13 protein-coding genes and 3 pseudogenes are annotated in these 21,811 nt (G+C 74.0%); 7 read left to right on the top strand and 9 right to left on the bottom strand.

Translation table 11 applies throughout. From position 1 onward, the window contains the following. The 4 genes from ACWENR_RS20520 to ACWENR_RS20505 all read right to left on the bottom strand — a co-directional run. Positions 1 to 374: D-glycero-alpha-D-manno-heptose-1,7-bisphosphate 7-phosphatase (locus ACWENR_RS20520; RefSeq protein WP_452278577.1), on the bottom strand; the 374-nt coding region annotated here is incomplete at its 3' end. After that, positions 371 to 1,372, bottom strand: a complete 1,002-nt coding sequence (locus tag ACWENR_RS20515; RefSeq protein WP_452278576.1) for a glycosyltransferase family 2 protein — start codon at positions 1,370 to 1,372, stop codon at positions 371 to 373. The genes ACWENR_RS20515 and ACWENR_RS20520, both read right to left, overlap by 4 nt. Continuing rightward, complete coding sequence (locus ACWENR_RS20510; RefSeq protein WP_452278575.1) at positions 1,369 to 3,021, bottom strand: carbamoyltransferase family protein; 1,653 nt, start codon at positions 3,019 to 3,021, stop codon at positions 1,369 to 1,371. The genes ACWENR_RS20515 and ACWENR_RS20510 overlap by 4 nt, the downstream gene beginning before the upstream one ends. A gap of 142 nt (positions 3,022 to 3,163) precedes the next feature. Then, entirely contained in the window at positions 3,164 to 4,384 is a 1,221-nt protein-coding gene (locus ACWENR_RS20505; protein WP_452278574.1) for a globin domain-containing protein, read from the bottom strand. A gap of 162 nt (positions 4,385 to 4,546) precedes the next feature. Between ACWENR_RS20505 and ACWENR_RS20500 the strand changes: the two genes are divergently transcribed. After that, positions 4,547 to 4,993, top strand: coding sequence for an RrF2 family transcriptional regulator (locus ACWENR_RS20500; RefSeq protein ID WP_452278573.1), 447 nt, complete (start codon positions 4,547 to 4,549; stop codon positions 4,991 to 4,993). Positions 4,994 to 5,022: 29 nt separating this feature from the next. Here the strand turns inward: ACWENR_RS20500 and ACWENR_RS20495 are convergent, their stop codons facing one another. Further along, positions 5,023 to 6,282 carry a hypothetical protein gene (locus ACWENR_RS20495; RefSeq protein ID WP_452278572.1) on the bottom strand — a complete coding sequence of 420 codons (1,260 nt, stop codon included), beginning with the start codon at positions 6,280 to 6,282 and terminating at the stop codon, positions 5,023 to 5,025. 449 nt (positions 6,283 to 6,731) lie between these two features. Here ACWENR_RS20495 and ACWENR_RS20490 point away from each other — a divergent pair, with 449 nt between their 5' ends. From ACWENR_RS20490 to ACWENR_RS20470, 5 genes and pseudogenes are all read left to right on the top strand, one after another. Continuing rightward, the gene (locus tag ACWENR_RS20490) at positions 6,732 to 8,822 is read left to right on the top strand and encodes a hypothetical protein (RefSeq protein WP_452278571.1); all 2,091 of its coding nucleotides are present in this window, start codon (positions 6,732 to 6,734) and stop codon (positions 8,820 to 8,822) included. A gap of 208 nt (positions 8,823 to 9,030) precedes the next feature. Continuing rightward, positions 9,031 to 11,088 carry a DNA gyrase/topoisomerase IV subunit B gene (locus tag ACWENR_RS20485; protein WP_452278570.1) on the top strand — a complete coding sequence of 686 codons (2,058 nt, stop codon included), beginning with the start codon at positions 9,031 to 9,033 and terminating at the stop codon, positions 11,086 to 11,088. Positions 11,089 to 11,117: 29 nt separating this feature from the next. Next, positions 11,118 to 11,378 (top strand): annotated as a pseudogene (locus tag ACWENR_RS20480) (DNA gyrase subunit A); the annotation flags it as partial. Beyond that, a pseudogene (locus ACWENR_RS20475) lies at positions 11,352 to 12,182 on the top strand (LAGLIDADG family homing endonuclease); the annotation flags it as partial. The pseudogenes ACWENR_RS20480 and ACWENR_RS20475, both read left to right, overlap by 27 nt. 93 nt (positions 12,183 to 12,275) lie before the next feature. Then, positions 12,276 to 14,912 (top strand): DNA topoisomerase (ATP-hydrolyzing), encoded by a 2,637-nt coding sequence (locus ACWENR_RS20470; RefSeq protein ID WP_452278579.1) that lies wholly within the window; start codon positions 12,276 to 12,278, stop codon positions 14,910 to 14,912. 128 nt (positions 14,913 to 15,040) lie between these two features. Here ACWENR_RS20470 and ACWENR_RS20465 read toward each other — a convergent pair whose 3' ends face one another. From ACWENR_RS20465 to ACWENR_RS20450, 4 genes are all read right to left on the bottom strand, one after another. Beyond that, positions 15,041 to 16,387, bottom strand: coding sequence for a uracil-xanthine permease family protein (locus tag ACWENR_RS20465; RefSeq protein WP_452278569.1), 1,347 nt, complete (start codon positions 16,385 to 16,387; stop codon positions 15,041 to 15,043). 390 nt (positions 16,388 to 16,777) lie between these two features. Next, on the bottom strand, positions 16,778 to 18,001 hold the full coding sequence (locus ACWENR_RS20460; RefSeq protein ID WP_452278568.1) for a glycosyltransferase family 2 protein: 1,224 nt from the start codon (positions 17,999 to 18,001) through the stop codon (positions 16,778 to 16,780). Continuing rightward, entirely contained in the window at positions 17,943 to 19,598 is a 1,656-nt protein-coding gene (locus tag ACWENR_RS20455; protein WP_452278567.1) for a hypothetical protein, read from the bottom strand. Before ACWENR_RS20455 ends, ACWENR_RS20460 begins: the two co-directional genes overlap by 59 nt. A 335-nt stretch (positions 19,599 to 19,933) precedes the next feature. Continuing rightward, on the bottom strand, positions 19,934 to 20,542 hold the full coding sequence (locus tag ACWENR_RS20450; RefSeq protein ID WP_452278578.1) for an alpha-ketoglutarate-dependent dioxygenase AlkB: 609 nt from the start codon (positions 20,540 to 20,542) through the stop codon (positions 19,934 to 19,936). 193 nt (positions 20,543 to 20,735) lie between these two features. Here ACWENR_RS20450 and ACWENR_RS20445 point away from each other — a divergent pair. Beyond that, a pseudogene (locus ACWENR_RS20445) lies at positions 20,736 to 21,811 on the top strand (hypothetical protein); the annotation flags it as partial.

Below are 21,811 nucleotides of genomic sequence, written 5' to 3'. Positions count from 1 at the left end.
CCCAACTCCCGCGCCGCCGCCCACACCAACCCCGCCGCCGGCTTACGACACCCACACCCCGCACCCTCCCCATGCGGACACACCAACCACGCATCGAACCGCCCCAACAACCGCTCCACCCGCGCATGCACCGCCCGCATCTGACCCTCGGAGAACAACCCCCGCGCCAGACCCGACTGATTCGTCACCACCGCCAACCGCAACCCCGCCGCCCGCAACCGATCCAACGCCACCCGCGCCCCCGGCACCGCACGCACCTTCTCCGGATCACCGTTGTACGGAACGTCCTCGATCAACGTCCCGTCCCGATCCAGCAACACCGCGTCGAAGAGGCGCCGACCGGCGCCGACCGGGTTGGAGCCGGCGGGCGTCATCGGCCCGTCCCCGGGCGCTCCGCGCGGCTGCGCCACCAGCCGCGTACCCAGTGCGTCACCGCCAGCGGCGGGATCGCCGCGCTGGTCACCAGCATGGTGGCGACCTCGTCGGCGGTGCGGGGGCCGGGGGCGATCCGGGCGCGGGCGAACTCGGCGGTGCCGGCCGCCCAGCCGAGCGCCCCGGCCAGGGCGACGCCGCCGAGCACGGTGCGGTTCGGGTCGCGGGCCAGGGGCCGCAGCGCGGCGGCGGCCAGGGCCAGCGCGCCGGCCGCCGTGACGGCGACGTGCCGGTGCCGTCGGCCGGGCGGCAGCCGCAGGTCGGTGCGCCAGTGCGGGCCGTACAGCCGGCGCAGCAGCGCGTCGTCGGCGTTGCCGCGCTGGACCCGCAGGCTCACCCAGCGGTCCTCGGGGCGTACCGGATGGGTCACCGTCCGGTCGCCGCGGACCAGGTCCCAACCGGCGCGCCGCACCCGGTGGGCCAGTTCGGCGTCCTCCCGGTAGGCGCGCGGGAAACGCTCGTCGAACCCGCCCGCGTCGGCCAGCGCGTCCCGCCGGTAGGCCATGTCCGCGGTGATCCACTCGCCCTCGGCGAGCCCGGCGGTGCCGCGTTCCCAGTCGGTCGGCCGCCGGTGCGGCGGCAGCGGCACGCGGACCCGGCCCTGCACCCCGCCGACCAGGTCGCCGACGCGAAGGTCCGCGAGGAGCCGGCGGGCCCAGTCCGGCGCCGGGACGACGTCGTCGTCGAGAAAGACGATCCAGGGGGAGCGGGCGGCGCGCCAGCCGACGTTGCGGGCCGCCGCCGGCCCCGCGCCGGGACCGGTCAGCACCTTGGCGTACGCGGCCAGCGCCCCCGGCACCGCCAGCTCGCCGGTGGAGTCGCGGCGGTCGTCGACGAGCAGGATCTCCGGGTCGGGCAGCTCGCCCACCTGGTCGGCGAGCGCGTCCAGCAGCGTCGCGAGGCTGGGCCGGCCGAGGGTGGGCACCACGACAGTGATCACCGGGCACCGCCCAGCGCGTCGCGCCGCACCGCGAAGGGGCCGAGCGCCAACAGCTCCACGGGGGCCGAGCCGAACAGCTCCATCGCCTCGCGCGGGGTGTCGACCATCGGCCGGCCCGCCGTGTTCAGCGAGGTGTTCACCACCACCGGCAGCCCGGTCAGCCGCTCGAACTCGGCGAGCAGCTCGGCGACCACCGGTTCGGTGTCGGCGTGCACGGTCTGCACCCGGGCCGTGCCGTCGACGTGGGTGACCGCGGGGATGCGGTCGCGCCAGTGCGGCTGCACGCGGTGCACGAAGAGCATGTACGGGCTGGGGAAGACGCCCTCGAAGATCTCCGCGAAGCGTTCGGCGCGGACCATCGGGGCGATCGGCCGGAACTGCTCGCGGCCCTTGACGTCGTTCATCCGGGCGGTGGTGGCCGGGTCGCCGGGGTGGGCCAGCAGGGAGCGGTGCCCCAGCGCCCGGGGGCCGTACTCGCTGCGGCCCTGGTACCAGGCGACGATGCCGTTGTCGGCCAGCACCCGGGCGGCCTCGGCGGCGATCGAGTCGGGCCGGAAGTACGGCAGCGCGGCCCGCCGCAGCTCCGCCTCCAACTCCTCGTCGGTCCAGCCCCGCCCGAGGTCCGCCCCGACCATCGGGGTGGACCGGTCGCCCAGGTCGCGGGCGACGTGCAGGGCGGCGCCGAGCGCCGTGCCGGCGTCCCCGGCGGCGGGCTGCACCCAGACGTCGCGGTACGGGCCCTCAGCGGCGAGGCGCGCGTTGGCCACGCAGTTGAGCGCCACCCCGCCGGCCATGGCCAGCGTGGACGCGCCGCCCGAGGCGTCGTGCAGCCAGCGGGCCAGGTCGAGGATCACCTCCTCCAGCCGGGCCTGCACGCTGGCTGCCAGGTCGGCGTGCTCCTCGGTCGTCTCGCCGTCGGCGGCGCGCGCCTTGGCCATGCCGCCCCAGTCGATCCGGTCGACGGCGAAGCCGCCCTCCGGGGTGACCCGGACCAGCTCGCGCAACAGGCCGAGGTGCTTCGGCCGGCCGTAGGAGGCCAGCGCCATCACCTTGTACTCGTCGCTGGAGTGCAGGAAGCCGAGGTGCCGGGTGAGGTCCTCGTAGAGCAGGCCGAGCGAGTGCGGCAGCTCCTGGGAGTGCAGCGGTCGCAGCAGCCCGTCGGAGTAGACGCCGGCCAGGTGGCTCGCCACCTCGCCGCGCCCGTCGAGGACCAGCACCGCCGTGTCGTCGCCGCCGCTCGGGGCGGCCAGGCCGGCCGACGCGGCGTGCGCCACGTGGTGCGGCACGAAGCGCACCTTCGCCGGGTCCAGCCCGGGCAGTGCGGCGGCGAGGAACTGCGGGGCGCGCTGGGCGTACTCGACGCGCAGCCAGTCCCAGGGGTCGCTCAGCCCGAGGCTGTCCGCGGGGCGGCAGAGCCCGGGATCGAAGGAGTACGCGACCGCGTCGAGGTCGTCCACGTCGATGCCGGCGCTGGCCAGGCACCAGGCGGCGGAGAGCTCGGGCAGCTCCCACGCGGAGAAGGCGAGGGGACGTTTGCCGTGCTTGCGGCGGCTGAACCGCTCCTCTTCGGCGGCGGCCACCACCCGGCCGTCGACCACCAGCGCAGCCGCCGGGTCGTGAAAGATCGCGTTGATGCCAAGGACCCGCATGCGAAGTCCCTACCCCCGGCTTCTCCTCCTAACCTCTAGATCATCGTCTTCTCCTGACGGGCGACTCAGTCGGTTGTGGAAACCCGCCGGCGGGCGGCGGGACGAACCGCCCCACCGCCCGCGTCCGCGACGTGACGCCGCGTCAGGCCCGGTCGTCGCGGAGCATGCCCGGGCCGAACACCTCGTAGGCGATCCGCTCCGCCGGCACGCCCCGGCGCAGCAGGCCACCGCGGACGATGTTCATGAACGGCAGCGGGCCGCAGAGGTGCACGTGGGCGTCGGGGGAGAGCGGGATCAGGGCGGGGTCGACGCGACCGCCGGCCACCTCGGCGGTCAGCCCGGCGACCTCGGCGTCGGTGACGTCCTCGTACCAGAGCGCGGTCCGCAGGTTGGGCAGCGCGGCGTGCAGGCGCGGCAGCTCGCCGCGGAACGCGTGCGCCGCGCCGGCCCGGTCGGCGTGCACCAGCACCACCGGGCGCTGCGGCTCGGTGGCCGCCAGGTGCTCCAGCGCGGCCATCGCGGGGGTCAGCCCGATCCCGGCGCTGACCAGCAGCAGCGGGCCCTCGCCGGCGACCGCGCAGACCTCGCCGAAGGGCGGGCTGAGCCGCAGGACGTCGCCCTCGGCCACGTGCTCGTGCAGGAAGGTGGAGACCATGCCGTCGGGGGCGTCGCCGACGCCGCGGACCCGCTTGACGGTGATCCGCCAGTGGTCGGCCCCCGGCCGGCCGGAGAGGCTGTACTGGCGGATCTGCTGGCCGCGACCGCCGTCCAGGTCGACGGCGACCGAGGCGTACTGGCCGGGGACGAAGGTGGGCACCGGGCCGCCGTCGGCCGGGACCAGGGTGAACGAGACGACGTCCAGGGCCTCGTCGACCCGGCCGGTGACCCGCCACTCCCGCCACACCGACTCGCCCTCGTCGAGCCCGGCCCCGAGGTAGAGGCGGGCCTCCCGGGCGATCAGCTCGCAGGCCAGCAGCCAGTACACCTCGTCCCAGGCGGCGGCGACCTCCGGGGTGACCGCGTCGCCGAGCACCTCGCCGACGGCGGCGAGCAGGTGGCGGCCGACGATCGTGTACTGCGCGGGGGTGATGCCGAGGGAGGCGTGCTTGTGCGCGATCCGGTCGAGGATCGGGCCCCACGGCGCGTCGCTGCCGCCGGTCAGGTGCTCCGCGTACGCGACCACGGCCGCCGCGAGCGCGGCCTTCTGCGCCCCGGTCGCCTGGTTGCCGCGGTTGAAGATGTCGAGCAGCTCGGGATGGGCGTCGAACATCCGCTGGTAGAACCGGCCGGTGATCGCCTCGCCGTGCGCCTGCACGGCGGGCAGGGTCGCCGTCACCACTGCTGCTGAGGACTCCGAGAGCACGACTTTGTCTCCTTCTGGGCTGAACCGCTCGGGCCCTGTCAGCAAAACAGGAATGCGAGATACCGCTTTAGGGTCGAAGGTCCCGGGTCGAGGGTCGGGTGGGTCACAAACCTGGCCCGTCGGCCCGTGGTGGCCGGTGTCGGCGCTGGCTAGGGTCGGTACGTGAAGCTCAACCGGTCCACCGACATGGCGCTGCGGATCGCCATGCTCGCCGCCGCGAGCCCGCGCCGGATGACCGTCGACGAGCTGTCCGACCAGCTGGAGCTGCCCCGCAACCACGTCGCGAAGGTGGTCCAGCGGCTGCAGCGGATCGGGGTGCTGGTCACCATCCGGGGCCGCTCCGGCGGGGTGGCCTTCGCCGAGGGCGGCCACGACATCACGGTGGGCCGGGTGGTCCGGGCGTTCGAGGGCGACGACGAGGTGGTGTCCTGCGACGAGCCGGCCTGCTCGCTGCGGGCGGCCTGCCGGCTGCGGGGGGAGCTGCGCCGCGCCCGGGACGCCTTCCTCGCGGTGCTGGACGGGGTGACCCTCGGCGGCCTCGTCGACGGGCCGACCGGCCCCGTGCTGCTCGCCCTCGGCCTGCCCCGCGCCCCCGCGCCCCGCGCCTGACGGCGCGGGGCCCGGGGGTGCCGTCCGGGTCAGGAGACGGTGATCGAGCCGTCGCCGGAGCGGACGCAGGAGACCGCGCGGGCGCCGGTGGCGGCGGCCCCGCTCAGGCACTGCCCGAGCACCTGGTGGCCGGCGGCGTTCGGGTGCCAGGATTCCTGGCAGGTCTGGAAGTAGCTCACGCAGGTGTTCGCGATCCGCTGGATGGCGATCTTGTCCTTGCCCGCCAGGCTGGTGACGAAGGTGCCGTTCGGCGGGTTGTCCTGGAGCCGGATCGGGGTGGCCAGCGCCCCGGTCGGGCTGGTCGTCGACTCGCAGAGCCGCGCGCCGTCGAAGGCCCGCTGCACGTTGAGGTAGACCAGGTCCGCGCCGGGGAACTCGGCGGCCGCGCTGTCCCGGGCGGACCTGACCAGCGTGCCCAGGCCCTGCGAGAAGCGGTGGCCCGGCAGCAGGCTGGCCCGGTGGATCGGGCAGCCGGCCGCGTACCGCTCGGCGCCCAGCGCCCGGAACTTGTCCCGCGTGTCGTCCCGGCTGTCCTCGCTGTGGAACGTCGGGTCGAGGTCGAACGGCAGCGGGTTGGTGTAGTCCTGGAAGACGATCCGGTGCTGACCGTCGGCGTCGATCTCGCGCAGCGTCGTGAGCAGCTGGCGTACGGCCGCCGTGGTCTCCGCGGTCGCGGCGTTCCACTGCGCGGCGGTGGCCAGGTCGGCGTCCGTGCAGGGCTCCTGCTCCACCGGCCCGCCCAGGTAGGCCCAGAACTCCCACCAGCCGGTCCAGGCGTCGGCGATGAAGCGGTTGGCGCACTTCTCGGCGACGTCGCCGAAGGTGAACGAGCTGTTGTTCGAGCCGAGGCCGAGCAGCACCAGGTCGATGTCGTGGGTGCGGGCGACCGCGCGGAGCTGGTCGAGCTGGGCGGCGACCTGCCGGCCGCCGGTGCGGGCGGAGGAGGCGGTGGCGATGTCGTGCGGTTGGCCGCCGGAGCACGCGAGGTTGAACCGGTCCTGGATGCCCGGCAGGCTCGCCCGGTGCAGTGAGGCGTTCGCCGAGCGGTGGCAGAAGAACGCGTTGCTGTTCGGCGCCGTCCAGCCCGGGAAGCCCTGCGCCGTGCCGGCGGCGTCGACCACCGGGGTGTACGCCCCGGCGCCCTCGCCGCTGATGAAGCTGTCGCCGAGCGCCACCGCGGCCGTGGGTGGCGCCGCCGCGGCCGGGGCGGGCAGCCCGACGGCGGTCGACAGTGCGGCGGCGGCCACGGCGAGTGCCGCCGCGAGAGCGGTACGACGGAACCTGGACATGACGTCCTCCATCTGTCCATCGAAATGTGAAAGATCCTCTGAGGCTGCGATCACACCACCGGCGCGCGACAGACGTCAATGGCCCGTCACGAAATCCTTCGACGGGAGAACGTTCGCCGGGCCGCCCGTTCGGTCCCGCCCGGCGCACGACGGGTCGCGGCAGGCGGATCCGTCCCGCCGAACGCGGGTGCCGCCGTCGCGCCCCGTCGACGGCGGTGGAGGAGACGTCGAAGGCCACCGTGGCGAAGCCCAGCCCGGCGACGTGCTCGGCATGAGCGTCGCCTGACGCAGCGTCGACAGTGCGGCGACGGCGGGGCGGTGGTGAGGGCCTATGTCCCGCTTGTGCTCACAGGATGTGACGGCTATGGACACCGGTCGAAGTCCGTCTCTACAGTTCCGGCGTCCGGCCTTCTACTTCCACGGGGGTTGCGGTGGCCGCTGGCCGCTCCATGCACGCTGTCCTGATCCGGAACCGATCCGTCCACCGCCTCGTGGCCGGCGGGCTCGCGGCGGCGCTCGGCGCCACCGTGCTGGTCCCGCCCGCGTCGGCCGCCCCCCGGCCGACCGCCGCCGGCACGGGCGTCGCCGCCGAGGCGCAACGGGCCGCCACCACGGCCGCGCGGACCGGCCGGCGGGTCGAGGTCCTCGCCGCCCGCACCGAACTCACCCAGGTCTTCGCCAAGCCCTCCGGCGGCTTCGTGGCCGAATCCGCCGCCGTGCCGCAGCGGGTACGCCGCGCCGACGGGACCTGGGCCGACGTCGACCTCACCCTGCGCGGCGCCGGCGCCGGCGGGCTGCGTCCGGCTCAGTCCCCGGCCGACGTGACGTTCTCGGCCGGCGGAGACGGCCCGGCCGCCACCCTGACCAGCGGCGGGAAGTCCCTGACCCTCGCCTGGCCGCACGCGCTGCCGACGCCCGTCGTCGGCGGCGACACCGCCACCTACCTCGAGGTGCTGCCCGGCGTGGACCTGGTCCTGCGGGCCACCCGCACCGGATTCACGCACGTCCTCGCGGTGAAGACCGCCCGGGCGGCCGCCAACCCGGCCCTGCGGGAGATCCGCTTCCACCTCGGCGGCGACGTGCGGGTCCGGCGCGACGCCGACGGCTCGCTGCGGGCCCTCGCCGGGACCGTCGAGGTGGCGCGCGGCGCGCCCGCGGAGATGTGGGACTCGGCCACCGCCACCGCCACCGCCACCGGCCGGCCGGCGGCGGCGCGCTCCTCCGCCGCCGGCCCCGGCGCGGGAGCCCGGACGGCACCGGTCGCCACCGCCGTCGACCCGGCCGGCGACCTGGTACTCCGCCCGACGCCGGGCCTGCTCGACCCGGCCCGGGCCACCTTCCCCGTCTACATCGACCCGTCCTGGTCCGCCCCCAGGAGCCGCTGGGCCTACGCCACCAGCGACAACTTCACCAACAGCGACACCACCCGGGCGATCGTCGGCCACACCGCCGACGGCAACCGCACCTACCGCTCCTACTTCGAGTTCCCGACCGCCGTGCTCGCGGGCAAGCACATCGAGTCGGCGTACGTCCGGATGAAGCTGGACCACTCCTGGAGCTGCTCCCCCACGCCGACCTACATGCACCAGTCGGCGGCCGTCGCGAGCACGCCCCGCACGGCGTGGGCCCCGGCGCTGACCGCGCTCAGGGCGAGCGCCAGCGCCAGCGCCTGCGCCACCGGCCCGCAGCCCGACGCCGTCATGAACTTCGCCGGCAGCAACGTCACGGCGGCCATCCGCACCCAGGCCGGCGCCGGAGCCGCCTCGATCACCTTCGGCTTCTGCGCGTGCAGCGACTCGACGGGCACGGGCGAGAGCGACCCGGCCCGGTACAAGAAGTTCTATCCGGAAGAGGCCCGCCTGCTGGTCGACTACGACTCCCTGCCCGGCCAGCCGACCGCCCTGCAGGCCGGCGGGCAGGACTGCGTCGCCGGCGGCCGGGTCGCCCTGCCGACCGCGCCGACCCTCTCCGCCGTCTTCCCCGACGCGGACGCCGGCCAGACCCTGCAGACCACGTACGAGCTGCTGGAGGTCCCCGCCTCGGGCGGCTACGACAGCAGCACGCCGCGGCTGACCCCGCCGGCCGGCGCGGCGGTGACCGCCGGCGCCCGGTCCACCACGGCCCCCGTGACCGGCGTCAGCGGCGGCCGGGCGTACGCCTGGCGCACCCGCGGCACCGACGCCGCGCCCTACGGCCTGGTCAGCCCCTGGTCGCCGTGGTGCGAGTTCACCGTCGACGACACGGCCCCGACGGTGACCGTCGACGCGGTCACCAACCCCGCCCCGCCCGGCCAGTTCTACACCTACAAGCTCCGCTCGCCCGACCCCGACGTGGTGAGCTTCCGGTACGGCTGGAGCAGCCCGCCGACCGAGGAGGCGGAGGCCGGCACGACCCTCGGGTACCCGGGCCGGACGGTGTCGGTGACCCTGACCACCCCGGCCTACGGCGCGAACACCCTCTACGTGGCGGCCGTCGACAGCGTCGGGAACGTCGGGTACGGCTCGGTTGTTGTCCAGGTCGACCCACCCGCGGCCGGCTGACCCGCGAACCGGTCACGACGCCGATCGGCGCCGGATCGGGACACACCGCGCGACGACGCCGCCGAGGCCCGCACCGCGACGTGGTGCGGGCCTCGCTGCGGGGCGCCGTCGTCCTGTCGCATCTCCCGGTTAGGCTCGCTCCGGCGCGCCGGCCGACCGACGACGTCGGACGCGGCACCACACCGCCGAGACCCGGGAGTACGACCAGTTGACCGCAGAGCCTGAGACCCTGTACGGGGCCGACGACCTCACGCACCTCGAGGGGCTGGACGCCGTTCGCAAGCGGCCCGGCATGTACATCGGCTCCACCGACAGTCGTGGCGTGGGTCACCTCGTCAACGAGATCCTCGACAACTCGACCGACGAGGGCGTCGCCGGCCACGCCACGAAGGTCGAGGTGACCCTGCACGCCGACGGCTCGGTCCAGGTCGACGACGACGGGCGCGGCATCCCCACCGACGTGCACGCCAAGTCCGGCATCTCCGGCGTCGAGCTGGTGCTCACCCGGCTGCACGCCGGCGGCAAGTTCGGCGGCTCCGGCTACAAGACCTCCGGCGGCCTGCACGGCGTGGGCGCCTCGGCGGTCAACGCCCTGTCCCGCCGGTTCGACGTCACCGTCCGCCGGGGTGGCAAGATCCACTCGATGTCGTTCCGGCACGGCGTGCCCGGCATCTTCGACGGCGACGGCCCCGACGCCGCCTTCACCCCGGGCCCCGGGCTCCAGATCGTCGGCGCGATGAAGCGCGGCCAGCGCACCGGCACCTCGATCCGCTGGTGGCACGACGCGCGCTACTTCGAGACCGGCGCCGCGCTGGACGCCGACGCCGTGCGGATGAAGCTGCGCAACACCGCGTTCCTGGTGCCCGGCGTGAGCTACACGCTGCGCGACCACACCGGCGAGGAGCCGACCGAGGAGAGCTTCCACTATCCCAACGGGCTGACCGACATGGTGGAGTTCCTCGCCCCGGCCGGCGACCGGCCCGTCTCCGGCATGCTGATGGTCACCGGCGAGGGCACCTACCGGGAGAACGCCGCCGACGCCAACGGGGTGATGCAGTCCAACGTGCAGCGCCGGGCCGAGGTCGAGGTGGCCTTCCGGTGGGGCACGGGCTACGAGCGCACCGTCGAGTGCTTCACCAACACCATCCGCAACGCGCACGGCGGCACCCACCGCAAGGGCTTCGAGCGGGCCCTGGCGCGCACCCTCGCCGACGCCGTACGCAACACCCGCGGCCTGCTGAAGGCCAAGGAGGACCCGCCCACCCTGGACGACGTCCTGGAGGGCATGACCGCGGTCGTGCACGTGCGGATCCCGGAGCCGCAGTTCACCTCGCAGACCAAGGACGAGCTCTCCACCGCCGGCATCACCAAGGTGATCCAGTCGCTGGTCGAGCAGCACCTGAAGTCCTGGCTGGAGGACCGCCGGACCAAGGCCGAGGCGCGCACGGTCCTGCAGAAGATCGTCGACGCGGCCCGGGTGCGGCTGACCCAGAAGCAGCAGAAGGACGCCGCCCGCCGCAAGACCGCCCTGGAGGGCGCGTCGATGCCGCCCAAGCTGGTCGACTGCCGCGCGGCGGGCATCGAGCGCAGTGAGCTGTTCATCGTGGAGGGCGACAGCGCACTGGGCACGGGGCGACTTGCCCGATCTGCCGAATATCAGGCGCTTCTTCCGATCCGAGGCAAGATCCTCAACGTGCAGAAGGCCAACCTCCAGCAGGTGCTGGACAATGCCGAGTGCGCGGCGATCGTGCAGGTGCTCGGGGCCGGCTCCGGCCGCACCTTCGACCTGTCGGCCATGCGCTACGGCCGAGTGCTGATCATGGCCGACGCCGACGTGGACGGCGCGCACATCCGCACGCTGCTGATCACGCTCTTCGCCCGCTACATGCGCCCGCTGATCGAGGCCGGCCGGCTCTACGCCGCGATGCCGCCCCTGCACAAGATCACCACTAAGGGGCGCAACCCGCAGACGATCTACACCTACACCCAGGCCGAGATGGAGGCGACGGTCCGCAAGCTGGAGAAGGCCGGCAAGCAGATCGTCACCCCGATCCCGCGCTTCAAGGGCCTCGGTGAGATGGACGCCGACGAGCTGTGGGAGACCACGATGAACCCGGCCACCCGGGCGGTCCGCCGGATCACCCTCGACGACGTCGAAGCCGCCGAGCGGATCCTCGAACTGCTGATGGGGGAGAAGGTGGAGCCGCGCCGCAACTGGCTCATCGACTCCGCCGACCGGGTCGACCGCGAGGCGATCGACGCATGAGCACCGCCCGCCGAAAGGGAAGCTGAACGATGGCACGCCGCAAGGACGACCGCGCCAAGGTGGACCTGTCCGCCTTCGACCAGGCCGGCGCGCGGGTCTTCGACAATCCGCTGGTCACCGAGGTCTCCGACTCCTACCTGGAGTACGCCTTCTCGGTGATCCACTCCCGGGCCCTGCCCGACGCCCGCGACGGCCTCAAGCCGGTGCACCGGCGCATCCTCTGGTCGATGTACGAGCAGGGGCACCGTCCCGACCGGGGGCACGTGAAGTCCGCCCGCATCGTCGGCGACTGCTTCGTCGCCGGGACCCTGGTCTCGACGCCCGAGGGCCTGCGGCCGATCGAGGATGTCGACGTCGGTGACCTCGTGTTGGACGGCGACGGGGCTGCCATCCCGGTGGCCGCTGCTTATCGGAATCCGGATTCGGAGCTGGTCCGGGTCACGTGGAGCAACGGCCACACCATGGTCGTGACACCCGGACAGCGTTTCCGTGTGGTGGATGAGGACCTGGCTGTCCGGTGGGTGGAAGCCCGAGACCTGACTGGGCATCTCACTGTCGCGTACGGGACGCGCCGCAAGGCGGCACCGGCACCCGCGTCCGGCGGCGACCCGTACGACTATGTCCGCGGGCTCGTGGTGGCCGAAGGCTTCGCCGTCGATCGGTCTCGCGACGCTGACGGCCGCGTACGGCTGCACATGTGCGACGTCGAACCGCTCGACGTCGCCCACGGATGGGCCATCGCGAACGGGTTGAACGCCTCCCGAGGCAAGCGCGAAGCAAGCAATCCGCGCCATCGTGACCAGCGCATCCTCACGTTCGCCAGGCACGAGGGGCTGCTCGAGGCCGGCACGCCACTCAGTCACGCGAAGCGCGTGCCCGACGACGTGCTCGCAGATCGTTCCGCGTGGTCGCCGTTCCTCGCCGGCCTCTTCGACGGTGACGGCCACATCCGCAAGCGTTTCCGCGAACTCGTCTTCGTGAGCACCAGCGAGGTGTTGGTGCGTCAGATCTACTCCATGCTCGCCGACATGGGGGTGCACGGCCACCACTGGAACAGCGGACGCGACGGCCACCGCCCGCTTCTCGGCCTCTCCGTCACCGGCCGGGATGCTGCTGTGGTCGCCGAGTTGCTCCTACCCTGGGTACGCATCGGTTACAAGAGCGACGGCCTCCGGCGGGTGGTCGAGATGGGCTATCGATACGGGGGCAAACAGGGCAACGACCGCCTGCCGTGCCGGCCGGTGATGCGGGAGTTCACCAACGCCCATCAGGGCGGTGGATGGTTCCGCGACGAGGACGGCAACGCCTTCCGGGCGTCCCTGTCAGGCCCTGGGAGCAAGGTGCGGTACGGCAGGGACCGCAACGGCCTGCCCTTGTCGGAGCGGTCGTTTCCGCTCTGGCGCGCGGAGCGGGACGGTTGGGTTCGCAAACTCCGGCGCATCGGTTCGCCCCTCGCCGGCCGACTCGAGGCGTTGGCTGGGCGGTCGTTCCTGCGGGTTGTCTCCGTCGAAGCCGTGGCGTCCGCTACCACCTACGACATCCAGGTCGACTCCGACGAGCACGCCTTCGTAGCTGAGGGCTACGTGGTCCACAACTGCATGGGCAAGTACCACCCGCACGGCGACACCGCGATCTACGACGCGATGGTGCGGCTGGCGCAGAGCTTCTCGTTGAACGTTCCCCTCATCGACGGGCATGGAAATTTTGGCAGCCCCGACGACGGGCCGGCGGCGGCGCGCTACACCGAGGCCCGGATGTCGCGCGAGGCGATGCTGCTCGTCGGCGAGCTGGGCGAGGACACGGTCGACGTCGAGCCCAACTACGACGGCTCGCTGACCCAGCCCACCGTGCTGCCCGCCGCGTTCCCCAACCTGCTGGTCAACGGCGCGTCCGGGATCGCGGTCGGCATGGCGACCAACATGATCCCGCACAACCTCGGCGAGGTCGTCTCGGCCGCCCGCTGGCTGATCAACCACCCGGACGCCACGCTCGACAGGCTGATGGAGTTCGTCCCCGGCCCCGACCTGCCCACCGGCGGCCTGCTGCTCGGCCTCGACGAGGTGCGCCGGGCCTACGAGACCGGGCGCGGCGTGGTCCGCATGCGCGGCCGGGTGGAGATCGGCCCGCTGGAGGGCAGCCGGGGCCGGCAGGCGATCACCGTCGTCGAGCTGCCGTACGGCGTCGGCGCGGAGAAGGTCATCGCCGCCATCACCAACGAGGTCAACAAGACCAAGCGGCTCACCGGCATCGCCGACGTCAAGGACCTCACCGACCGGGAGAGCGGCACCCGCCTGGTCATCGAGTGCAAGGTCGGCGTCAACCCGCAGGCGCTGCTCGCCGACCTCTACCGGCTCACCCCGCTGGAGCAGTCGTTCGGCGTCAACAACCTGGTGCTGGTCGACGGGCAGCCGCAGACCCTCGGGTTGAAGGCGCTGCTGGAGGTCTTCCTGGCCCACCGCTACGAGGTGGTGACCCGGCGCAGCTCCTACCGTCGCCGCAAGCGCGAGGAGCGGCTGCACCTGGTCGACGGCCTGCTGATCGCCCTGCTCGACATCGACAAGGTGGTCAAGCTGATCCGGGCCAGCGAGGACGCCCAGGCCGCCAAGGACGGCCTGATGCAGAAGTTCAGGCTCTCCGAGATCCAGGCCACCTACATCCTGGACACTCCGCTGCGCCGGCTGACCAAGTACGACCGCATCGAGCTGGAGGCCGAGCAGGAGAAGCTGCGCACGGAGATCGCCGAGCTCTCCACGATCCTCGACGACCCGAAGGTGCTGAAGAAGGTCGTCTCCGACGAGCTGGCGGCCGTGGTGAAGCAGTTCGGCGCCCCGCGCCGCACCACGCTGGTCGACGGCGACCTCAAGGAGGTGCTGGCCGCGTCCGCGCCCGCCGGTCCGCTGGAGGTCGCCGACGACCCGTGCCAGGTGATCCTCTCCGCGACCGGGCTGGTCGCCCGGACGGCGGCGGAGTCGGAGGAGGCGTCCGAGGGGCGCCGGCGGCACGGCCGGGTCAAGCACGACGCCGTACGCGCCGTCGTCCACTCCACCGCCCGGGGCCGGGTGCTGCTGGTGACCAGCTCCGGCCGCGCGTTCAAGGTCGACGTGCTGCCGCTGCCGGTGCTGCCCGAGCAGGCCGGGACGGTGTCGCTGCGCGGCGGGATGGCGGCCGCCGAGCTGGTGCCGCTGGAGCCCGGTGAGACCGTGGTGGGGCTGGCGCCGCTCGGGCCGACGGCCGAGGGCTCCCCGGGGCTGGCGCTGGGCACCCGGCAGGGCGTGGTCAAGGTCTGCGCGCCGGAGTGGCCCGTCCGCTCCGACGAGTTCGAGGTGATCGGCCTGCGCGAGGGCGACGAGGTGGTCGGGGCCACCTGGCTCACCGACGGGGCGGAGACGCTCACGTTCGTCACCTCCGAGGCGTCGCTGCTGCGCTTCGCCGCCGGGCTCGTACGCCCGCAGGGCCTCAAGGGCGGCGGCATGGCCGGCATCAACCTGCCGGCCGGCGCGCGGGTGGTGTTCTTCGGCGCGGTCCGCACCGACGACCCGGCGCACGGTGAGCCGATGGTGGTCACCTCCACGGGCGCGACGGTCAAGGTGACGCCGTTCCAGGCGTACCCGGCGAAGGGCAGGGCGACCGGCGGGGTGCGTGCCCACCGGTTCCTCAAGGGTGAGACCGACGTGGTCGTGGCCTGGGTGGGGCCGCGTCCGGTGGGCGCCACGGCCACCGGCGAGCCGGTGGAGCTGCCGGCGGCGGATCCGCGCCGCGACGGCTCCGGCTTCGCCGTCATGCTCGGCCCGACGGTCGTCGGCCACCAGGTCGAACGCGACTGACCCGTCCTCGGCATGAGGGCCGGCTGCGCGAGCAGCCGGCCCTCATTCCTGCTCTCCGGGCCACTTCGCCGGTCAGGGGGTTGCCGGTCGGCGGCAACCCCCTGACCAACGTCGGCCGGGTGAGTGGGTCAGAGTTCGGGGTCGGGGGCCTGGCGTGGGGTGGGGGTGGTGCCGCGCAGGCGGGCCACCAGGCGCATGCCGTGGTAGATGACCAGGGCGGCGGCGGTGCCCAGGGCGATGCCGTTGAAGGACAGGTCGCCGGTGGTCAGGGTGTAGTTGGCCGCGCCGACGATCAGCGCGACCGCCGCCGTCATCAGGTTCACCGGGTCGTGGAAGTCCACCCGGTTCTCGATCCAGATCCGGGCGCCGAGGATGGCGATGAGGCCGTAGAGCGCGGTGGTGGCGCCGCCGAGCACGCCGGCCGGCACGGTGAGGATCAGCGCGCCGAACTTCGGGCTGAGCCCGAGCAGCACCGCCGCCAGCCCGGCCACCCAGTACGCGGCGGTGGAGTAGACCCGGGTGGCGGCCATGACACCGATGTTCTCCGCGTACGTGGTGGTGCCGGAGCCGCCGCCGGAGCCGGCGAGCACGGTGGCCAGGCCGTCGCCCAGGAACGCCCGGCCCATGTCCTTGTCGAGGTTGCGGCCGGTCATCGCGGCGACCGCCTTGACGTGCCCCGCGTTCTCGGCGATCAGCACCAGGATCACGGGGATCACCAGCACCACCGCGCGCAGGCTGAAGCTCGGCGCGTGGAACTCCGGCAGGCCCACCCAGGCGGCCTCGCGCAGCCCGTCGACCGCCTTCGGGTCCAGGTCGCCGAGCGCGGCGGCGAGCAGCCAACCGACCAGCACGCCGAGCAGGATGGACAGCCGGGCCAGGAAGCCGCGGAAGGCGACCGTGGCGAGCAGGATCGCGACCAGGGTCACCACGGCGATCAGCGGTTGGGCCTTCACCCCGGTGCCGCTGCCCCCGCCGTCCCAGGCGACCGGGGCGAGGTTCAGGCCGATGAGCGCGACGATCGCCCCGGTCACCACCGGCGGCATCAGCGCGTCGATCCAGCGTGACCCGGCGAGCTGCACGACCAGCCCGACGGCGGCCAGCGCGACGCCGGCGACGACGATGCCGCCGAGCGCCGGGCCGATGTCCCCGCCGGCCTTCGCCGCCAGCACGGGGGCGATGAAGGCGAACGACGAGCCGAGGTACGAGGGCAGCCGGTTGCCGGTGATCAGCAGGAACAGCAGCGTGCCGATCCCGGAGAAGAACAGCGTGGTGGCCGGCGGGAACCCCGTGATCAGCGGCACGGTGAAGGTGGCGCCGAACATCGCCACGACGTGCTGTACGCCGATGCCGAGGGTGCGCGGCCAGGAGAGCCGTTCGCCGGGGTGGACCACGTCGCCGGGGCGGACGGACCGGCCGTCGCCGTGGAGCGTCCAGGCGGACCAACGGGAGCGCGGCTCGGTGGGAGCTTCTGTCATGGGTGGCCCTTCGCGTCGTCAAGAGGTGACGGGGGCGCTGACGAAACCCAGGAGTCGTTTCTAGCAGAACCCCACCCCACCCCACCCACCCCCCTCCACCCCTCCCACGCTCACTCGCGCCGCGCCACGCTCACTCGCGCCGTGCCGCGCTCACTCGCGTCGTGCCGCGCTCACTCGCGTCGTGCCGCGCTCACTCGCGTCGAGCTCACCCGCGTCGCGACCCGCGGCGCGACCTGCGTCGATCTTGCACTTCCTGCCCTCGCTATGCGGGGAATGCGCTGTTTGTCGGGGCAGAAAGTGCAAGATCGCCGCGGGCGCGGGCGCGGGCGAGGGGCGCGGGGCGAGAGGCGAGGGCGCGGGCGGGGGCGGGGGCGAGGAGAGGGGGGTGGGTTAGTGGTTGGTGAGGAGGTTGTCGTGGGTGGGGGTGGGCTGGCGGGTGATCGGGGGTGTCGGGTGGGTGGGGCGCAGCGTGAGGAGGCTGCCGACCAGGCCGGAGAAGATCACGACCACGCCGAGCGCGATCGCGGTGGCCGACGGGAGCACCACGCGCAGCGTGTCGTGCGGATTCAGGTCGCCGAACCCGTCCAGCCCCCAGTAGGCGACCGCCCCGACGGTGCCGGCCGCGCCGCCGATGAGTAGCAACAGGCCGACGGTGACGCTGGTCTCCAGCCGCAGCAGGCGGATCCAGCGGTCCGACGCGCGCTGCGGGGTGAGCCGCTCCTGCCGGCCGTAGATCTCGGCGAGGCCGCCGAAGAGCACGAGCTGCGTCCCGACGAGCACCATCAGGCAGGCGTACACCAGTGTGCTGACGTCGAGGCGGACCGGGCCGAGGCTCAGCGGGCCCGGGGTGAGCGCCCCCACTCCGGCCAGCCCGAGCGCGGCGAGTGCGGCGCCGGGGCGGACCAGGGTCTTGCGCGGCGCGAAGACCAGCAGGAACCGCAGGTGTCGCCAGCCGTCCCGCCAGGTACGCAGGTGTGGCGGGCGGGACCGGCCGTCGGGCGAGAGCGTGGTCGGCACCTCGACGATGTCGTACCCGGCCAGCGCGGCGCGCACCACCAGTTCGGAGGCGAACTCCATGCCGGGCATGCACAGCCCGAGGGCGCGGATCCGCTCGGCGTTGAAGCCGCGCATGCCGCAGTGGAAGTCTCGGACCTCGCGCAGCCCGAACAGCCGTCGGCCGAGCCAGCTCAGGACCGGGTTGCCCAGGTAGCGGTGCAGGGGCGGCATGGCACCCGGCGCGATCCCGCCCCGGAACCGGTTGCCCATCACCACGTCGTGGCCGGCGCGCAGTGCCTCGACGAACGGGCCGAGCTCCGACAGCGCGTACGAGTCGTCGGCGTCGGCCATGATGACGTACCGGCCGCGCGCCTGGTCGATGCCGAACTGGAGGGCGCCGCCGTAGCCGCGCACGGGGGCGTGCACCACGCGGGCGCCGGCGCGTTCGGCGATTTCCTGCGACCCGTCGGTGGAGCCGTTGTCGGAGACCAGCACCTCCCCGGCGACTCCGCACTCCCGCAGCGAGCGCAGCGCCTTGCGGACGCAGACCTCGAGCGTCTCAGCCTCGTTGAGGCACGGCAACAGCACCGTGACCTCGATCTCCGGTTCCTTCGTCATGATCCCCGCTGCTTTCTGCCGTGGTGGAGGCGGGCCGGTCCGGCTCGCCGTCGGCGGACGTGAGCCCGTGCGGGTCCTCGCCGACCGGAGTGGGCCCATGCGGCTTCCCGCCGGCCGGCGTGCGCCCGTGCGGCTTTCCGCCGACCGGAGTGGGCCCGTGTGGCTTCCCGTCGGCCGGCGTGAGCCCGTGCGGGTCCTCGCCGACCGGAGCAGGCCCGTGCGGGCCCTTGCCGACCGGCGGGTGCCCGGTCGGTTCCCCGTCGGTTGGGGCGGGCCGGTCCGTAGGTTGTGGTGCCGACCGCAGCCGCTGCCAGCCGAGCGCGGCGGCGATCGGGAGGAACGCCAGGGCCGGCAGGCCGTAGCGGTGGTCGAACATGGACGTGGCCACGGAGAAGACCATGATCCCGAGGCCGATGCCGGCGTACAGCAGGGCGATCAGGCTCAGCCGCAGCCGGCCGCGGCGCGGCCACACCGCCCCGACCAGCGCGAGCAGCACCATGGCGGCCAGGACCGGCGGCGGGGTCACGCCGTACCGCCCGTAGGCGTGCAGGAACCGGCTGGCCGCGTTGGGCTCGACGTCCTGCGACGGCGCCGGCCGCCACTGGTAGCCGGGGCCGGCGGTGCGGGGCACGCAGTCGCGGTCCGCGGCCCAGTTCGTCGGTGCGGGCTGCGGTCGCCACCAGTTGGCCAGGCACGACTCGGTCGGCGCGAGCGGGGCCGGCCAGAAGTGCCGGGCGGTGTCGGAGGACACGGCGGCCAGGTAGTCGCCGGGCTGGCGGCGCAGCACCTCGCGGGCGAACTCGTCGAGATCCTCCGGTCGTTCCGCGTTGCGGATGGGGCTGTCCCGGTTCCAGATGAACCAGTCGGGCCGGGCGGGGCGCTGGCCCAGCGGCTGCGTCGGGCAGAGCTTGCGCAGCCCGGGGCGCAGTTCCAGCCGGTCGCAGTCGGCGATCTGGGCCGTCCGTCCGTAGAGGAACTTCCCGCCCTCCAGGCCGAGCGCGCCCTTGACGGTGCCGATGCCGGCGAACGCGGCGCCGAAGAAGACGACGACGCCGAGCAGGTACGCGGCCGGCGCCCGCCAGCCCCGCCACGACACGAGCAGGAACAGCAGCAGGGCGCCGAGGGCGACCACGCCGGTGGGTCGGGTCGCCATGCCCAGTGCCACGGCGACGCCCGCGCCGAGGGCGGCGAGCGTGCCGGGCCGGTCCCGCCGCACCAGCAGCAGCGCCGCGCCGGCCAGCGCGGTGGTGAACAGCGTCTCGGTGAGCAGGTACTGCTCCAGCGTGAGCTGGGTGGCGTCGAGCAGGATCGGTGTGGCGGCGAGCGTGGCCGGCCACGGGCCGACGCCCAGGCGGCGCAGCAGCAGGTAGGACGCGACGCCCAGAGCGAGCCCGGCGACGTGTTGCAGGGCCACCACGGAGGCGACGGTGCCGGTCCACTCGAAGGCCTTGAGCAGCCACGGGTACGTCCACCGGGCCGGCATCGCCGGCCACTCGGCGGACAGCCGCAGGTAGGTGCCGGAGTCGCCCTGGAACCACAGCGCGGGCGGGTACGCGACCATCATGGCGACGCGCAGCGCGAGACCGGCGGTGAGCACGACGACGAGCCCGACGTGGCGACGAAGCGGGGCAATCAGGGCGCGAGCGCCGGTCGGCCGCGTGGTCGGGCGTCCATCGGGCACGGGAATGCTCCAGGGGGACAGCGGAGAGTGATTGGAACGTCAAGCTAACACGACGATCCGTGACGGTGGGGGCACCGACTCGGCCCAGAAGGCCACAATCGACATAAGGCGCCCGCCGCCCATCCATGCCGGGCGATGCCGCACGTTTCGGCCCTGCCGGCCCTCGGCCGAACGGCGGGGCGGTGGGCACCGACCGGTTGGTCCCCGCCGGCCGTTCGGCCCCCGCTCCTGCGGCCGCGCCCCGGGGGCGGTCAGGCGACGCCGGCGGGGCGGAACTGGACGCTGACGCGGGGCCCGACGGGGCGGGCGGTCTTCGGCACCGCGTGCTCCCAGGTGCGCTGGCAGGAGCCGCCCATCACCACGAGGTCGCCGTGCCCGAGCGGGAAGCGCAGGCTGTCGCCGCCGCCCCGGGGGCGCAGCAGCAGCGTGCGGGGCGAGCCGAACGAGACGATGGCGACCATGGTGTCGGTGTGCGCGGAGCGCCCCTGGGTGTCGCCGTGCCAGGCGACGCTGTCGCGGCCGGAGCGGTAGAGGCACATGCCGGCGGTGACGAAGGGCTCGCCCAGCTCGGGCGCGTAGTGCCGGGTGAGCGCGGCGCGCGCCTCGGCCAGCAGCGGGTGCGGCAGCGGACGCTGCCCGGAATACCAGCAGAGCAGCCGGGGCACGTCGACCTCGGAGTCGTACATGGTGCGGCGCTCGGCCCGCCACGGCACGTCCCGCAGCAGGGTGTCGAAGACCTCGTCGGAGCCGGTGACCCAGCCGGGCAGGTGGTCGACCCACGCGCCCCGGGTGAGCGGGTGCCGGCGCAGCCGGCCGGCCAGCGGCCCCAGCGACGGCCCCGCGACGGTCAGGTCCAGCATCGACGGCTGGTAGGCGGCCCCGGTCACCCGCCCAGCCTACCCGCCAGGTTGGCACACGTGTACGACGCGGGGCAGCTCGTCGTCCGCCCGTCACCTGGCGCACACGTCGGCGTCGTCCGGCGTCGGCGGGCCGCCCCTACCGTGAGGCGGCTCCGTCCGGGCCCGGGCGGGCCGCGCGCCGAGGAGACGACCAGTGCAGAGCAGTCCCACCCGAGTGCCGGTGGCGCCCCGCCCGGCGGCCCCGCCGGAGCCGGCCCGGACCAACCGGGCCCGCCGACCCGCGGCCGCCGTCGGTTGGCTCGCCGCCGCCTGGGTCGTCCCGGTGCTGGCGTACGCGCTGGGCGTGGCCGCCGTGCTCCCACCGCTCGTGCTCGTGCTGACGGCGGCGCTGCTGCGGGCCGGGCGTACCCTGCTGGACCGGCTGGTGCTGGCCACGGCGCTGCTGCTCGGGGCGCTCTGCGCCGCCGCCCTGCTCTTCTCGGTGTGGCCGTGGGGCCTGCACCCGGTCCCGGTGGCCGGCACCGCGCTGACCGCGCTGCTCGGCCTCGCCCTGGTCACCGGTGCCCGGCCGCGCCTGCCGCGCCCGGTGCCGGCCGACGCGGCCCCGGTCGTCGCGGCGGTGCTGGCGACGCTGGCGCTGGCCTGGCCGTACCTGCGCGCCGACGGCCTGGCCGGCCGGCTGGCGTACGCGATGACGGGCGAGGACAACAGCCGGCACCTGGCCGCCGTGGAGGGCATCCGCGCGGTCGGCGGCTACCTGTTCGGCGACCCGGAGGGCGCGACGCGGATCGCCCCCGAGGCGATGGTCTGGTATCCGCAGGGCTTCCACGTCACCGCCGCGCTGCTGGACGGGTTCCTGCGCTCGTCGACGGCGCCCGGCTCGCCGGCCAGCACGCTGGACCACTACCTCGGCTGGTCGCTGGCCGCGTACGCCCTGCTGGTGCTCGCGGTGGTCTGGGCCGCCGGGCGGATCGCCGGCCGGCTGCTCGACCCGCTGCGCGCCGTCGCCCTGGCCGCCGCCGTCACCGCGCTCGCCCTGGGCTCGGAGCTGGCCCGCTTCGTCGTGTACGGCTACCCGGGGGAGAGCCTCGGCCTGGCGCTGACTGCGATCCTGGTCGCGCTCGTGTGCCGGCCGGTGGCCCGCACCGGTGCCCAGCTCTGCCTGCTCGGGGCGCTCTGCGCCGGGATCGGGTTCGCGTACCTGATGTTCCTGCCGGTGGTCGGGGCGCTGGTGCTGGCGTGGCTGGTCCGGCGCCGGCGGGCCGTGCG

The sequence above is a fragment of the Micromonospora sp. NPDC004336 genome (assembly GCF_053602615.1).
The sequence above is the reverse complement of the archived record's forward strand: the minus strand, read 5'-3'. Positions and strand labels throughout refer to the sequence as shown.

What these genes read in the sequence shown, in the direction of transcription:
- ACWENR_RS20450 (WP_452278578.1), bottom strand. Translation starts at nt 20,542, where the DNA reads ATGCTGGACCTGACCGTCGCGGGGCCGTCGCTGGGGCCGCTGGCCGGC.
- ACWENR_RS20460 (WP_452278568.1), bottom strand. Translation starts at nt 18,001, where the DNA reads ATGACGAAGGAACCGGAGATCGAGGTCACGGTGCTGTTGCCGTGCCTC.
- ACWENR_RS20465 (WP_452278569.1), bottom strand. Translation starts at nt 16,387, where the DNA reads ATGACAGAAGCTCCCACCGAGCCGCGCTCCCGTTGGTCCGCCTGGACG.
- ACWENR_RS20510 (WP_452278575.1), bottom strand. Translation starts at nt 3,021, where the DNA reads ATGCGGGTCCTTGGCATCAACGCGATCTTTCACGACCCGGCGGCTGCG.
- ACWENR_RS20490 (WP_452278571.1), top strand. Translation starts at nt 6,732, where the DNA reads ATGCACGCTGTCCTGATCCGGAACCGATCCGTCCACCGCCTCGTGGCC.
- ACWENR_RS20495 (WP_452278572.1), bottom strand. Translation starts at nt 6,282, where the DNA reads ATGTCCAGGTTCCGTCGTACCGCTCTCGCGGCGGCACTCGCCGTGGCC.
- ACWENR_RS20470 (WP_452278579.1), top strand. Translation starts at nt 12,276, where the DNA reads ATGGGCTATCGATACGGGGGCAAACAGGGCAACGACCGCCTGCCGTGC.